13 protein-coding genes are annotated in these 14,671 nt (G+C 72.3%); 5 read left to right on the top strand and 8 right to left on the bottom strand.

Annotated features, from left to right (window positions below):
- Nucleotides 1-4 precede the first annotated feature (4 nt).
- Nucleotides 5-2,206 (bottom strand): acyl-CoA dehydrogenase family protein, encoded by a 2,202-nt coding sequence (locus tag ADL29_RS18975; RefSeq protein WP_053924848.1) that lies wholly within the window; start codon nucleotides 2,204-2,206, stop codon nucleotides 5-7.
- Between the two features lie 623 nt (nucleotides 2,207-2,829).
- Here ADL29_RS18975 and ADL29_RS18970 point away from each other — a divergent pair.
- The 4 genes from ADL29_RS18970 (at nucleotide 2,830) to ADL29_RS18955 (ending at nucleotide 6,798) form a co-directional block, all read left to right on the top strand.
- Nucleotides 2,830-3,489: a class I SAM-dependent methyltransferase gene (locus tag ADL29_RS18970; protein WP_053924847.1), complete on the top strand. Its 660-nt coding sequence runs from the start codon at nucleotides 2,830-2,832 to the stop codon at nucleotides 3,487-3,489.
- A 67-nt stretch (nucleotides 3,490-3,556) separates the two neighbouring features.
- Nucleotides 3,557-4,492, top strand: a complete 936-nt coding sequence (locus ADL29_RS18965; RefSeq protein WP_053924846.1) for an N-acetylmuramoyl-L-alanine amidase — start codon at nucleotides 3,557-3,559, stop codon at nucleotides 4,490-4,492.
- 209 nt (nucleotides 4,493-4,701) lie between these two features.
- Complete coding sequence (locus ADL29_RS18960) at nucleotides 4,702-5,622, top strand: hypothetical protein (protein ID WP_053924845.1); 921 nt, start codon at nucleotides 4,702-4,704, stop codon at nucleotides 5,620-5,622.
- 165 nt (nucleotides 5,623-5,787) lie between these two features.
- Nucleotides 5,788-6,798, top strand: a complete 1,011-nt coding sequence (locus ADL29_RS18955; RefSeq protein WP_053924844.1) for an LLM class F420-dependent oxidoreductase — start codon at nucleotides 5,788-5,790, stop codon at nucleotides 6,796-6,798.
- Nucleotides 6,799-6,815: 17 nt separating this feature from the next.
- Here the strand turns inward: ADL29_RS18955 and ADL29_RS18950 are convergent, their stop codons facing one another.
- The 5 genes from ADL29_RS18950 to ADL29_RS18930 form a co-directional block, all read right to left on the bottom strand.
- The gene (locus tag ADL29_RS18950) at nucleotides 6,816-7,613 is read right to left on the bottom strand and encodes a maleylpyruvate isomerase N-terminal domain-containing protein (RefSeq protein WP_053924843.1); all 798 of its coding nucleotides are present in this window, start codon (nucleotides 7,611-7,613) and stop codon (nucleotides 6,816-6,818) included.
- Nucleotides 7,614-7,642: 29 nt separating this feature from the next.
- Nucleotides 7,643-8,221 (bottom strand): hypothetical protein, encoded by a 579-nt coding sequence (locus ADL29_RS18945; protein ID WP_053924842.1) that lies wholly within the window; start codon nucleotides 8,219-8,221, stop codon nucleotides 7,643-7,645.
- 115 nt (nucleotides 8,222-8,336) lie between these two features.
- Complete coding sequence (locus ADL29_RS18940; protein WP_046928258.1) at nucleotides 8,337-9,407, bottom strand: prenyltransferase/squalene oxidase repeat-containing protein; 1,071 nt, start codon at nucleotides 9,405-9,407, stop codon at nucleotides 8,337-8,339.
- The gene (locus tag ADL29_RS18935; protein WP_053924841.1) at nucleotides 9,404-10,291 is read right to left on the bottom strand and encodes a class I SAM-dependent methyltransferase; all 888 of its coding nucleotides are present in this window, start codon (nucleotides 10,289-10,291) and stop codon (nucleotides 9,404-9,406) included. The genes ADL29_RS18940 and ADL29_RS18935 overlap by 4 nt, the downstream gene beginning before the upstream one ends.
- Nucleotides 10,292-10,340: 49 nt before the next feature.
- On the bottom strand, nucleotides 10,341-11,693 hold the full coding sequence (locus tag ADL29_RS18930; protein WP_053924840.1) for a glycosyltransferase family 4 protein: 1,353 nt from the start codon (nucleotides 11,691-11,693) through the stop codon (nucleotides 10,341-10,343).
- Nucleotides 11,694-11,943: 250 nt separating this feature from the next.
- Here ADL29_RS18930 and ADL29_RS18925 point away from each other — a divergent pair, with 250 nt between their 5' ends.
- Nucleotides 11,944-12,633: a TetR family transcriptional regulator gene (locus ADL29_RS18925; protein ID WP_046928255.1), complete on the top strand. Its 690-nt coding sequence runs from the start codon at nucleotides 11,944-11,946 to the stop codon at nucleotides 12,631-12,633.
- Between the two features lie 195 nt (nucleotides 12,634-12,828).
- Here ADL29_RS18925 and ADL29_RS18920 read toward each other — a convergent pair whose 3' ends face one another.
- A complete protein-coding gene (locus ADL29_RS18920) occupies nucleotides 12,829-13,062 on the bottom strand; it encodes a ferredoxin (RefSeq protein WP_053924839.1) in 234 nt (77 codons plus the stop codon).
- A complete protein-coding gene (locus ADL29_RS18915) occupies nucleotides 13,062-14,516 on the bottom strand; it encodes an aldehyde dehydrogenase (protein ID WP_053924838.1) in 1,455 nt (484 codons plus the stop codon). Before ADL29_RS18915 ends, ADL29_RS18920 begins: the two co-directional genes overlap by 1 nt.
- Between the last annotated feature and the right edge of the window lie 155 nt (nucleotides 14,517-14,671).

Genomic DNA, 14,671 nt, shown 5'->3' with positions numbered 1-14,671 from the left:
TGCGTCAGATCAGGGGGCGGGGCTCGGGATCGCGGGGCAGGCCCAGCAGCCGTTCCGCGACGACATTCAGCTGCACCTGGGTGGTGCCGCCCGCGATGGTCAGACAGCGGGACATCAGGAACCCGTGGAGGGCCCGTTCGCCCGCGCCCTCGCGGACCGCGCCGGCCGGTCCGAGCAGTTCCAGCGCCAGCTCGGCGACCTTCTGCTGGTGCGGGGTCTGCACCAGCTTGCGGATGGAGGCGCCGGCGCCCGGCTCGAGGCCCGACACCTGCTGGAGGGTGGTCCGCAGCCCGATGCACCCCAGCGCATGTGCCTCGGCGGCCAGCGCGCCCACCCGCGCGCGTACGGATCCGTCCAGCTCCGCCGAGCGGTCGATGAGCGCCGCCAGCCCCGTGTCGAAGGTCAACTGGTCGGCCATATGGACGCGTTCGTTGTCCAGGGTGGTGCGGGCGACCCGCCAGCCGTTGTCGACCTCGCCGATCACCGCATCGGCAGGCAGCAGCACATCGTCGAAGTAGACCTCGCTGAAGAGCGCGTCGCCGGTGATCTCCTTCAGCGGGCGGACGTCGATCCCCGGAGTCTTCATGTCGACGACGAAGAACGTCAGGCCCTTGCGCTTGGGCGCGTCCGGGTTCGTCCGGGCGAGGAGGATGCCGTGGCCGGCCGACCGGGCCGCCGAGGTCCACACCTTCTGGCCGTTGATGCGCCAGCCGCCGTCCGGACCGTCCACCCGCTCGGCGCGGGTCCGCAGCGAGGCCAGATCCGATCCCGCCTCCGGCTCGGAGAACAGCTGGCACCAGAGCAGCTCACCGCGCAGCGAGGGCAGCAGATACCGCTCCTTCTGCTCCTCGGTGCCATAGGCGATGAGGGAGGGGACGACCCACGTGGCGATGCCCAGGTCGCTGACCTTGACCCCGGCCTCCGCCAGCTCCTCCTGGATGACGAGCTGCTGGACGGGGCCGGCGCCGAGACCGTAGGGCCTGGGGAGGTGCGGGGCGGCGTACCCGGTGGGGGCGAGTTCGCGGCGTACGGCCGCCGGGTCGAGGCCGCGTACGGCGTCGATGACCGTCCGGGCCTCCGCCCGGTGTGCCGCCGCCTCCGCCGGGAGTTCCAGGCGCAGCTCGCGGCGGGCGCCGTCCGCGGCGTGGCGGGCGGCCCGCAGCCGGTGGCTGTCGCCGCCGCCGAGCAGCTGGCGGGCGACGGTGGCCCGGCGCAGATGGAGATGGGCGTCGTGTTCCCAGGTGAAGCCGATGCCGCCGAGGATCTGGATGCAGTCCTTGGCGCAGGTGAACGCGGCGTCCAGGGCGGTGGCGGTGGCGAGCGCGGCGACCAGGCCGCGGACCTCCGGCGTCCCGCCCAGGGCGCGGGCGGCGTCCCAGACCAGGGCGCGGGCCTGTTCGCCGCGCACGAGCATGTCGGCGCAGAGGTGTTTGACCGCCTGGAACTGGCCGATCGGACGGCCGAACTGCTCGCGTACGGCGGCGTGTTCGGCTGCGGTGTGCAGGGCCCAGGCGGCCGTCCCGCAGCCCTCGGCGGCGAACAGGACCCCGGCCAGATCGCGGACGAGGGCGCTGTCGACGGCCAGGAGGCGGTCGGCGGGCACCAGGACGCCGTTCGCGGCGACCTCGGCGGTCGGCCGGGTGGGGTCGGCGCTCTCCTGGACGCGTACGGACAGCGCCGCGGCGTCGACGGCCAGCCACAGCGTGCCCCCGGAGGCCTCCGCCGCCAGCACGACCAGGTCCGCGTCGCCACCGGCCAGGACCGGCGGTGCGGTCCCGTCCAGGACATAGCCGTCCGTTTCCTCGACGGCGGTGAGCGTGCCCGGACCGAGGGCGACGGCGCCGAGGAGTTCGCCGGCCGCCAGGGCCCGTACGAGATCCCGTACGCGGCCCCGCCGTCCGCCGCGGCGGAGCAGCTCGGCGGCGAGGGTGGTGGGCAGATACGGGCCCGGGAGCGCGGCGCGGCCCATCTCCTCCAGGACGACGGCGAGGTCGAGCAGTTCGCCGCCGCCCCCGCCGTCGGCCTCGGGCAGATGCAGTCCGAGCAGGCCCTGCGCGGCGAGCGCATCCCAGTGGGCGGGCCTGCCGTGCCGCCCGGGCGGGGCGTCGAGCAGCTTGCGGATCTCCTCGGGCGGTACGGCCCGGGCGGCCCAGCCACGTGCGGCCTCGGCCAGGTCACGATGGTCTTGCGTGATTCCGATGCCCATACCAGGCAGACTAGAACACGTTCCATTCTGATGGAAGGTCAGGATGGACAGGGAGCCAGGAGGGACAGGAGGAGCAGGAAGGGCAGGAAGGGCAGGAAGGCCGCGAGGATCCGGGAAGAACCGGGGAACGCACAGAGAGGCCGCGACGGCTCCGGAGCGGGCCGAAGCGGCAAGGGTGGCGCGAAGCGGCCCCCGCGGATCCGGCGGGGCCGGTTCCATTCGGCAGGAAACAGTCCGGATCCGAAAAGGAAACGGTTCGGTGAATTTCCGTCGCAGGCCGCCAATATCCGTCCCGGCCCACTTGCCTCTCCCCGGCACAGCCGATCCCGCCCGCCCCGAATTCCCCGCACTCCCGCATTCGGACATCGGGTAATCGGACGGCGGAAAATGCGAACCCACACGGTGAACCCACACGGTGAACCCCCACGGTGAAGCGGCGTCGTGTACCGGCGCGATGAACCGGTGTGCCGATATCCGGAATCGGAATATGTGATTCCGGGAGGGCGCCGGCCGGGATTCGGCTCGCGGCGGATACCGCCGCCGGGTACCCGCACGCCGCCCGCTCCGCCCCGTACGGCAGCATGAGCCGACCAGCCCCGACCCGCACCATCAGGAGGAAGCCCATGGCCGCTCCCACGGCTCCGACCGCGCCCCAGCCGGAGATTCTCGCCGCGTTCGAGGCGGCGAAGGGCTTCATGCCCGCGGACGAGGGACTCGCCCTGTACGGCGCGGCGGTCGAGGCGGCGGGGCTCGGGCTGCCGCTGGTGGAGGTCGGCACGTACTGCGGCCGGTCCACCATCCTGCTCGCGGACGCCGCGCGGGCCGCGGGCGTGATGGCCGTCACCGTCGACCACCACCGGGGCAGCGAGGAGCAGCAGCCGGGCTGGGAGTACCACGACCCGACGGTCGTCGACCCGGAGGTCGGCCGGATGGACACGCTGCCCGCCTTCCGCCGCACCCTGCACGCGGCCGGCCTGGAGGAGCATGTGATCGCCATGGTGGGCCGGTCCCCGCAGGCCGCGGCCGTCTGGCAGGCGCCGGTCGGCCTGGTGTTCATCGACGGCGGGCACACCGACGAGCACGCCACCGCCGACTACGAGGGCTGGGCGCCGCATATCGCACCCGGCGGCCTGCTGGTCATCCACGACGTCTTCGCGGACCCGGCGGACGGCGGCCAGGCGCCGTACCGCATCTACCGGCGGGCCCTGGAGTCCGGCGCCTTCACCGAGGCCGCGGCGCACCGGTCGCTGCACGTCCTGCGGCGCACCGGCTCCGGCATCTGACCCGCCGGCCGCGGCAGCCGGACGGGCCGGACGGGGGCTTCCGGCCGCGCGGGCTACGATCGCGGGCGTGTCGAACGGCAGTACCTTCCCCCCGCCCCGCCGCCTGCGCGGTACCACCGTCCTCGTCGTCCTGGCCGCCGTCCTGGTGGCCGCCGGCGCGGGTTATCTGGTCCTCCGGTGGCTGAGAGGCGACGGCGGGGAGCCGCCACGGGCCGCGCACCCCGCGCCGTCCGGGACCCGGCACGAGCCGGACAAAAAAGACGGCAAGGGGGGCACGGGCGACGGCTCCCATGACTCCGGCCCCGGCTCCCACAAGGGGAACCCGCACGGCAGCCTCAAAGGAAAGACCGTGGTCCTCGACCCGGGCCACAATCCGCGCAACCGCGATCACACCCGGGAGATCGCCCGGCTGGTGGACATCGGCAATGAGCGCAAGGAGTGCGACACCACCGGCACCTCCACCAACACCGGTTACGCCGAGGCGTCGTTCACCCTGGACGTCGCCCACCGGGCCCGTAAGCTCCTCGAGCGCCAGGGCGCCAGGGTCGTCCTCACCCAGGACGGCGACCACCCGTACGGCCCGTGCGTGGACGAGCGCGCCGCCACCGGGAACAAGAAGCGCGCGGACGCCGCGGTCTCCATCCACGCGGACGGCTCGGCGGCCGGCAACCGCGGTTTCCATGTCATCCTGCCGGCGCGCGTGACGGCGGGCGCGGCCGACACCTCCGCGATCGTCGCGCCGTCCCGCCAGTTGGGCGAGCGGCTGGCGGGCCGGTTCCTGGCGGTCACCGAAAGCGCGCCGTCCAATTACATCGGCGACGGCACGGGTCTTGACGTACGCTCCGATCTCGGCGGTCTCAACCTCTCCACGGTGCCGAAGGTGTTCATCGAGTGCGGCAATATGCGCGATCCGAAGGACGCCGCGCATTTGACCGACGCCGAGTGGCGGCAAAAGGCGGCGCGCGGGATCACCGAGGGCATTACGGACTTCTTGACGAGCTGACCCAGCCCGGGTACGGCATCCGGTCGGCCCTTGATACGACACCGCATACCGCACTCCGTACGGCATTCCGTACAGGAACCGATACCAAGAAGACGGCCCGGCGGATTCGGCGACGGGTTCCCCTTTACGATGGGTCCCTGCCGTGCCTCGCACCGCGCGCGCCAGCGACAGCGTCGACCAGATCCACGAAAACGACAAAGGACCCTTACGTGAACATCCGCTCCCTCACTCGAGGCGACGGCGTGGTGATCGGAGCAGCGGTGTTGCTGTTCATCGCCTCGTTCCTCAACTTCATCTCTCAGAGCTGCACCGGCACGTGCCCGAGCAGGGAAATGCCCAACGGCTGGGATTCCGAACTCTTCCCGGTGCTGCCGTCGGTCTTCCTCGCCGGCATCTTCGCCGCGGCGCTGATCGTGGCCGGCCGCGCGCTGGGCGAGCGCAAGTTCTTCGGCCTGGAGCTCAGCCAGCTCGGCATCGGGTTCAGCGTGTTCGCCACCTGGTCCTCGCTGTGGACGCTGTTCGACGGCCCCGGCCGCGGCTTCACCTTGGACGGCTCCAAGCAGACCATCGGTATCGGCGCCATCCTCGCCTTCATCGCCCTCCTGGCCATGGCCGGTGCGGCGGTGGCCACCAGCCAGGTGCCCGCCCTCAAGGCCGCACTGGTCCCGGACAAGCCGGCCGGCGCCCCGTCCCCGTACGGCGCGGCCCCCAACGCCGGCTACGGCTACCCCGGCGCCCAGCAGCAGGCCCAGCCCGGCCAGGGCTACGGCTACCCGGGCGGCCAGCAGCAGCCGCAGCCCGGCCAGCCCCAGCCCGGCCAGCCCCAGCCGGGCCAGCCGTACGGCCAGCAGCCCCCGGCCGACGCGACGGCCGGCGGCCCGCAGGGTGCGGCGGCCCCGGCGGGTGCCACCCCGGCGGGCGGCACTCCGGGCGACTTCGCTCCGTTCTGGTTCGCGGTGCCCGTCGCCCGTCCGCTCTACGGCGAGGACGGTTCCCCGGCGCCGATCGCCGAGCTGGCGCCCGGCACCTGGTACCTGGCGGTCGAGCAGCGCGGCCAGGCCCTGATCGCGCAGACGCAGGACGGCCGGCGCGGCGTTCTTCAGGACACCACCGGCATCCAGCGCGGCTGACCCGGACGTCGCCGAACGCGCAGCGGTCCTTTCCGCGGCCCCTCGCCCCTCACGGGCGGGGGGCCGTTGCCTTGTCCGCGGCCCGGCCGTACAGTTCGCCCGAACGGCAGTCCTGACGACCCGTCAGAAGCCGGCGTGAGCGTGAACCCGTGAGGGAGCGGCCGTATGCGACTCGGTCTGGCACTGGGCTACTGGGGCCGCAGCCCCGACCCCCGGCACCTCGAACTCGCCCGCGAGGCCGAACGCCTGGGCTATGACTCGGTGTGGACCGCGGAGGCCTGGGGTTCGGACGCCTTCACCGCGCTGACCTGGATCGCCGCCCACACCTCCCGTATCAAACTCGGCACCGGCATCGCCCAGATGGCCGCCCGTACCCCCACCGCCACCGCCATGCACGCGCTCACCCTCGACCATCTCTCCGGGGGCCGGGTGCTGCTGGGGCTGGGGCTGTCCGGGCCGCAGGTCGTGGAGGGGTGGTACGGGCGGCCGTTCCCCAAGAGCCCGCTGACCGCCACCCGCGAATACGTGGACGTGATCCGCCAAGTGCTGCGGAGGGAGGGGCCGGTGGCGGTGGACGGGCTGTTCCACCCGCACCCCTACCGCGGCCCGGACGGCACCGGCCTCGGCAAACCGCTCCGGCCCATCACCCACCCGCTGCGCGCGGAGCTGCCCGTCCTCCTGGGCGCGGAGGGCCCCAAGAACATCGCCCAGACGACCCGGATCGCGGACGGCTGGCTGCCGCTGTACTGGTCGCCGCTGCGTACGGATGTCTACCGGGCCTCGCTGGCGGAGGCACCGGACGGCTTCCTCGTCGCCCCCATGGTGCGCGCCGTGGTCTGCGACGACGTGGCCGAGGGGCTGCTGCCGGTCAAGGCGATGCTCGGCTTCTACATCGGCGGCATGGGGCATGCGGCGAAGAACTTCCACGCCGATCTGATGGCCCGGATGGGGTACGAGGCCGAGGCGCGGCGGATCCAGGAGCTGTTCCTCCAGGGCCGCAAGGAGGAGGCGGTACTGGCCGTGCCGGATGCCTTCGCGGATGAGATCTCGCTGGTCGGCCCCCGTGAACGGATCGCGGAGCGGCTGGAGTTGTGGCGCCGGGGCCCGGTCACCGACCTGCTGGTGACGGCCCCGGACCCGCGGACGCTACGGATTCTGGCGGAGCTGAACTCCTGACCGCGCGGGTGGGCGCCTCAGAAGGTCGCCCAGTTCAGCCACCGGTCGAGCAGGCCCCGGTCGCCCAGCACCTCGACCCGGTCGCTGTCGGCGGGCAGCCGGCGGTAGATGACGCGGAGAATGTCGGTGAGCGGGCCGCGCAGGGCGGTCGTCGCCTTCTCGTGTGTGCGGCGGTGGACGAGGGCGTCGCCGGTGAGGTCGAGGAACCATTCGGCGTTGAGGGCGGGCGGGGTGTCGGTGGCGTGGAGATGGATGCTGCGGCCGGGTCCGAACAGCTCCGCGGCCTGCTCGGCGCGGCGCTCGGCGAGCACCGGCAGGGCGCACAGCTGGAGCCACTCCTCCAGGCAGTCGGCGGCGACGTCCTGGGGGACCTCGAAGCCGGCGCCCGCGGTCAGCGCGGCGTCCGCCCGGTGGATCACCGTCTCATGGGTCATTCGGCGGGCCCAGAAGCCCGACCGCTGCACCGGCGACCAGGTCCACACCTCGACGTCGGGACCGGCCTCGCGCAGCGCCGCCACGGTCTGCTCGGCGCCCTCGGCGAGCCAGGCGTCCAGGGCTTTGCCGTCGGTGCCCTCGGGCCCTGTCAGCACCTGGGACTTGAGGCTGACGAACTCGGTGGAGCGGCTGGCGACGATGGTGCCGGCCCAGCGGTGGGCACCGCCGACATGCCGGGCGAGATCGGCCAGGGTCCAGTCAGGACAGGTGGGCACGGTCGCGGAGAGATCGGCGTCGCGCAGCAGGGACCGGAACTGGTCGCTTTCGGCGAGGAGTTGGTCGCAGTAACGGTCGTGGCTGAGTGATCCTTGCAGAGTCATGACCGCACGCTAACGCGCAGGCCGCCTCCTCAGCCCTTCACTTTCAACTGTGCGGCGGACGGGACCTTGTCGGTCAGCATGGCGCCCACGCTCCAGCCCGCCCCCTTGACCTCGTTGATGACGTTCTGGAACGAGCCGATGTCGCCGGCGTTCACCTCCCCCTTGCTCAGCCTGCCGCCCAGGTTCTTGAGGGACTCGATGCGGTGGGAGAGCGGGGCGACGGCCTTGGCCAGCTCCGGGTCGCCCTGGGCGTTGTGTACCGCGGCCTTGAGCCTGTTGTACGTGAACACCCCCGCCAGCCCCGCCTTGACCAGCGCCAGCGTCCGCCCGCTCGCGTCCTTGTCGAACTTTCCGGCCTGGTACGGCTCGATGATCCACTGGTAGGAGGCGCCCGCCGCCAGTCCCGCGTTGGTGACGAACCGGACCTTGGCGAGGTTCTGGTGCTGCGCGGCGCCGGTCCCGTCGGGCGCCGTCGTACCGGAGCCGCCGTTCATCGCCGAGGGCTCGCAGGCCACGGCGCCCAGCGTCAGGGTGCAGACCAGCAGCGGCGCGACGGCGGCCCGGCGCAGCGGCAGCCGGGGGTGCGGGCGGGTCGGGGGGTGGGGCACGGCGCGCCTCCGGCGGGTCGGGTCGTCTGCGGACGTACGTCCGCAGCCTGACCCGGTCGCGGGGGACCCGCCACCTGGAGACCGCCGAACGGGTAGCCAAGCCCCCCGGAAGGGACTAGCGGCAGCAGTCGGGGTCCAGGCCGGTGGGCAGCCGCTCCCCGCCGAACACCGTCGTGGTCGCCTCGTCGCCGCCCAGCGCGGCCACCGCGAGCAGCAGCGAGCCGGCCGTCCAGGAGGTGAGCTCCCGTGGCCAGATCGCATCGTCCTCGAAGACGTACCCCGTCCAGTACATGCCGTCCTCGGCGCGCAGATGCTGGATCCAGGTGAGGATCTGCACCGCCCGCTCCGACTCCCCCATCGCCCACAGCGCAAGCGCCAGTTCGGCGCTCTCGCCGCCGGTGACCCAGGGGTTGGGCAGCACACAGCGCACTCCCAGGCCGGGTACGACGAAGCGGTCCCAGTCCGCGTCGATCCGGGCGCGGGCGTCCGCGCCGCGCACCGCGCCGCCCAGGACCGGGTAGTACCAGTCCATGGAGTAGCGGGACTTGTCCAGGAACCGTTCGGGGTGGCGGCGTATCGCATGGCCCAGGCGGCCGACGGCCAGCTCCCAGTCGGGCTGCGGCTCCTCGCGCTGCTCGGCGAGGGCGAGGGCGCAGCGCAGCGCCTGGTAGACGGAGGACGAGCCGGTCAGCAGGGCGTCGGTCACCGGCGTCCCGTCGTCCTCGCGTTTCCAGCCGATCTCGCCGCCGGGCTGCTGGAGCTCCAGGACGTACTCGATGGCCGCGTAGACCGCCGGCCACATGCGGTCGAGGAAGGTCTCGTCGCCGGTGGACAGGAAGTGGTGCCAGACGCCGACCGCGATATAGGCGCAGAAGTTGGTCTCCCGGCCGCGGTCGGTGGGCTCCTCGGCGTCACCGTCGGCATAGGCGGCGTACCAGGAGCCGTCCGGATTCTGATGCCGCACCAGCCAGTCGTACGCCGCCTCGGCGCGCTCGTGCTCACCGGCCGCGTCCAGGGCCATGGCGGCCTCGGTGTGGTCCCACGGGTCGAGGTGATGACCGCGGAACCAGGGGATCGCGCCGTCCTCGCGCTGGGTGGCCAGGATGCCCGCGACCGTGCGCGCCGCCTGTTCGGCGGTGAGCACCCCCGGCAGCACCAGCCGTTCGGTACGCCCGGGACTCGTCACTTGGCGGCTCCGGAGGCGCGCTTGGCGGGGGACTTCGCGGCGGTCTTGGACGCCTGCTTGGCGGTCGGCTTGGCAGCCGGCTCGGCGGCCTTGGCGGCACGCTTGGCGGCGGGCCGGGCGGGCTCGGCGGCCGCGGGTTCGGCCGCCTCCTCGGCGGACGGCGCCTCCGGCAGATGCGGCTTGGTGGCGTAGGCGACGAAGCTCTTGCCGATGAGGGGGTTGAGCGCCTGCTCGGCAAGTCTCGTGGCCAGCGGCTTCTTCATGATGTCCCAGACCAGCAGCTTGTGGTACGCCTTCACCGGCAGCGCCTTGTCGTTGTCCACCCCGAACGCGCACTTGAGCCACCAGTAGGGGCTGTGCAGGCCGTGCGCGTGATGGGTCCCGTACGGCTCGAGGCCCGCCTCCCGCATCTTGCCGAGCAGTTCGTCCGCGCGGTAGATGCGGATATGGCCGCCCTCGACCTCGTGGTAGGCGTCGCTGAGCGCCCAGCAGATCTTCTCCGGTCCGTAGCGGGGCACGGTGACGGCGATCCGCCCACCGGGGCGCAGGACGCGGACCATCTCGGCGAGCACGCCCTTGTCGTCCGGGATGTGCTCCATGACCTCGGAGATGATGACGACGTCGAAGCTCTCGTCGGGGAAGGGCAGGGCCAGCGCATCGCCCTCCATGGCGGTGGCGGAGGCGCCGGCCGGGGCCTCGCCGGCCTCCTTCATCGCGGCGAACCACTTGGCGACCTCGCGGATCTCCTCGCCGTTCTGGTCGAGGGCGACGACCTGCGCGCCGCGCCGGTAGCACTCGAAGGCGTGCCGGCCGGCACCACAGCCCAGGTCGAGCACGCGGTCGCCCGGGGCGAGCGGGAAGCGGGAAAAGTCGACGGTCAGCACGGCGTTCTGCTTTCGTCCGGCGGTTGGTGGCGGGTTGCTAGGTCGGGTGCTAGGTGCGGCGGGCGGCGGCGGTGCGGGCGCCCTGGAGGGCGATGGCCTCGCGGTAGCGCTCGGCGGTGCCGATGGCGGCCTGCCGCCAGGTGAAGCGGGCCAGAACGCGTTCCCGGCCGGCCGCGCCGAGGCGGCGGCGGAGCGCATCGTCGCCCAGGAGGCGGAGCAGTCCGGCGGCGAGCGCACCCGCGTCCCCCGGGGGCACCGCCAGGCAGGTCTCGCCATCGGGCCCGGCGACCTCGGGAATGGCTCCGCCGGTGGTGGCCAGCAGCGGCGTCCCGGTGGCCATCGCCTCGGCGGCCGGCAGCGAGAACCCCTCGTAGAGGGAGGGCACACAGGCGATCTGGGCGCTGCGCACGAGATCGACGAGCTCCGCGTCCGTGATCCCCTTGACGAACTCGATGGCGCCGGACAGGCCGAGCCGTTCGATGGCGGCGGCGACCGGTCCGTCGTCGGCGCGCTTGCCGACGACCACCAGATGCGCTTCGGGGTTCTCCGTACGGACCTTGGCGAGCGCCTCGACGAGGTGGATCAGGCCCTTGAGGGGGACGTCGGCGCTGGAGGTGGTGACGATCCGGCCCGGCACCTCGGGGACGGAGGGGCCGGGCGAGAAGAGGTCGGTGTCGGCGCCGATGGGGACGACGTGGATCCGGCCGGGGTGGACGCCGAGATCGTCGACGATCTCCTGGCGGGAGGAGCCGGAGACGGTCAGGACGGACGGCAGGCGGCGGGCGACGCGCTTCTGCATCCGGGTGAATCCGTACCAGCGGCGGACGGAGGCGCGGCGTTTCCAGTCGGCGGCGGCGTTCAGGTCGAGGCGGCGGTCGACGGTGATGGGGTGGTGGATGGTGGTGACCAGCGGCGCACCGAGCGCGCCGGGGCCGCCGAGCAGGCCGTATCCGAGGGTCTGGTTGTCGTGGACGACGTCGAACTGTCCGCGGCGGGCGGCGAGATGACGCCGGGCGCGCAGGGAGAAGGTCAGCGGTTCGGGGAAGCCGCCGGTCCACATCGTGCCGACCTCGAGGGCGTCGATCCAGTCGCGGTACTCGCCGCGCTTGGGTGTGCGGAACGGGTCGGGCTGGCGGTAGAGGTCGAGGCTGGGCAGCTCGGTCAGCGTCACACCGTCGTCGAGGACGGGATAGGGCTGGGCGCCGACGACCTCGACGGTGTGGCCCAGCCGTGCCAGCTCGCGCGAGAGGTGCCGTACATAGACGCCCTGACCGCCGCAGAACGGGTTCCCCTTATAGGTGAGCATCGCGATGCGCAGGGGGCGGTCGCCGTCGGTCGGGGCGGCGGCCGAGGGGGCCTCCACCGGGCGGGGCGCGGCTGCCTGGACGGCCTCTGCGGTCACGCTCGGCCCCCTTCTCACTGGACTTTCGCCGGAGCGTAACCGCTGGCGGTAATCTAGAACAAGTTTCAGAACTGATCGGCGGACGATCGGCTACTGATCAGTTCGGAAGGCTTCGAATCTACCGGCCGGACGGAAGGGGAACAGAGGCGCACCAGGTGATTCGCGCCACGACCCGAGCCCCTGCCATGCTGTGCCGATCACACCACCGGCACTCACCGCATCGCGGACGGAAAGCCACGGAATGGGACATATGACTACGGAATCCAAGGCGGCCCGGGCGGCCGGGCCGACGCTTCCCTCGAGTCCTCCCCTGACCGAGCGTCAGGAGGCCCGGCGCCGCCGCATCCTGCACACCAGCGCCAAGCTGGCCAGCCGTGGCGGCTTCGACGCCGTACAGATGCGGGAGGTGGCGGAGTCCTCGGGCGTCGCGCTCGGCACCCTCTACCGCTACTTCCCCTCCAAGGTGCATCTGCTGGTCGCCACCATGCAGGACCAGCTCCAGCACATGCACGAGACGCTGCGCAAACGGCCGCCCACGGAGGAGGACCCCGGCGCCCGGGTCGCCCAGACCCTGATGCGGGCGTTCCGGGCGCTGCAGCGGGAGCCGCATCTCGCGGACGCGATGGTGCGCGCGCTCACCTTCGCCGACCGTTCGGTCAGCCCCGAGGTGGACACCGTCTCCCGGCTGACCACCGCGATCATCCTGGACGCGATGGGGCTGGAGGGGCCCGCCACCCCGGAGCAGCTGTCCGCGGTCCGGGTCATCGAGCACACCTGGCACTCCGCGCTGATCACCTGGCTTTCGGGGCGGGCGTCGATCGCCCAGGTGAAGATCGACATCGAGACGGTGTGCCGACTGATCGAGGTCACGGCACCGGGGGCCGACACGGCACCCGGAGCGGGGAGGCGAGGGAAGCCGGGGGCCGGGGCGGGGCGTTGACTCGCGGCTTGTTGGCCCGCGGGGCATTGGCCCGCGGGGCGTTGACTCTTGCGTCGGCACGGGTAGTCGGCCGGCCGACACAGGTAGCCGAGTGACTGCACGGGTAGCCGCCCAGCCGCACGGGTAGATGGTCAATCGGGGGCCCACCGAACCCTTAGGGGAAAACCCCGAGAGGCTCCCCGCCCCGCCCGCCCCTCACTCCTCCGGCGGGAACACCGCCTCCCCGCTCTCCGCGACGGTGATCCTGATCGCCTCCACGGGACACCCCTCGGCCGCCGCCAGGACGTCCTCGGCGCCGTCCGCCTCCGGTGCCACCGGGTGCGACTGCCGCGCCGAGTCCAGCCGGAAGCCGTCCGGTGACGCGCCCACGCACATCCCGGACCCGATGCAGACGCTCCGGTCCACCTCCACCCGCCAGCGGTCCCCCATCACGCCCCCGCCGGCAGGTGGATCATCTTGTGCTCCAGATACTCGCCGAAGCCCTCCGGCCCGAATTCCCGCCCGATCCCGGAGTTCTTGTAGCCGCCGAACGGGCCGAGCATGTCGATGCTGAAGGTGTTCACCGAGTACGTACCGGTGCGCACCCGCCGCGCGATCTCGATGCCGTGGCCGACGTCTGCCGTCCATACGGAACCCGAGAGCCCGTAGTCGGAGTCGTTGGCGATCCGTACCGCCTCCGCCTCGTCGTCGTACGGCAGCAGGCAGATGACCGGGCCGAAGATCTCCTCGCGGGCGATCCGCATGGAGTTGGCGACCTCACCGAAGAGGGTCGGCTCGACGTACCAGCCGGTGGCCTGGTCCTTCGGGCGGCCGCCGCCGGTCAGGAGCTTGGCGCCCTCCTGCTGGCCGAGCGCGATGTAGTCGAGCGAGCGCTGCTGCTGGCGGCGGGCGACCAGCGGGCCGAGTTCGGTGGCCGGATCCAGCGGGTCGCCGACCTTCAGGGCGGACGCCGCCGCGGTGAACCGTTCGGCGATCTCGTCGTAGCGGCTGCGGGGTGCGAGGATCCGGGTCTGGGCCACGCAGGCCTGGCCGTTGATCATCCAGGCGAACGGGACGATGCCGGCCACCGCCGCGTCGAGATCCGCGTCCGGCAGGATCACCGCCGCGGACTTGCCGCCGAGTTCGAGGGTCACCCGGCTCAGATTGCGGGCCGCGACCTCCATGACCCGCTTGCCCGCCGCCACCGATCCGGTGAACGACACCTTGTCGACGCCCGGGTGCCCCACCAGGTACTCGCTCACCTCGCGGTCCGCGGGCAGGATCGACAGCACCCTCTCCGGCAGCCCGGCCTCGGTGGCGATCTCCGCCAGGAGGTACGCGTCGAGCGGGGTCTCCGGCGACACCTTCAGCACCGCCGAACAGCCCGCCAGCAGCGCCGGTGCGAGCTTGGCCGCGGCGGTGAACTGCGGAACGTTCCACGGCACCACGGCCGCGACCACTCCGGCCGGCTCCCGCCGTACGAGAATCGGTCCCAGCGCACCGGCCCGCCGCTCCTCGAAGGGGAAGTCCCGGGCCACCGTCAGCGCCGCGTCCCACGCCATCATCGCGGCCAGCGACTGCACCATCACGCCGGAGGTGAACGGGGTGCCGTTCTCCGCGCTGATGACCTTGGCGATCTCCTCACTGCGTACCGCGATGGCGTCCTTGATCCGGGTCACCACCGCGATCCGGTCCTCCAGGGGGGCATCGGCCCAGATCCCGGACTCGAAGGACGTACGGGCCGCGGCCACCGCACGGTCGACGTCGGCCCGCGAGGCGTGCGGGACGCGGCCGATGACCTGTTCGGTGTGCGGTGAGACGACCTCGATCGTGTCGCTGCCGGCCGGGTCGACCAGCTCACCGCCAATGTAGAGCTTTCCGTGCTCGACGAGGTCGTCGCTCATCGCTGCCGCCTCCCGACGGTTCGGACGGATTTCGGCGCCGGCGTCCGGCTGTTGGCTGTTGGCTGTTGGCTGTTCGCTTCGGTCTGCTGGCTTCCGGGCTCTTGCGATGCCCACTTCTGACGCAGCATCAGAAGATAGTCACCGCACAGGAACTG

The sequence above is a fragment of the Streptomyces chattanoogensis genome (genome assembly GCF_001294335.1).
GTDB classification, from domain to species: Bacteria; Actinomycetota; Actinomycetes; order Streptomycetales; family Streptomycetaceae; genus Streptomyces; species Streptomyces chattanoogensis.
Note: the sequence above shows the minus strand (reverse complement) of the source record. Positions and strands in the feature narration are given on the sequence as shown.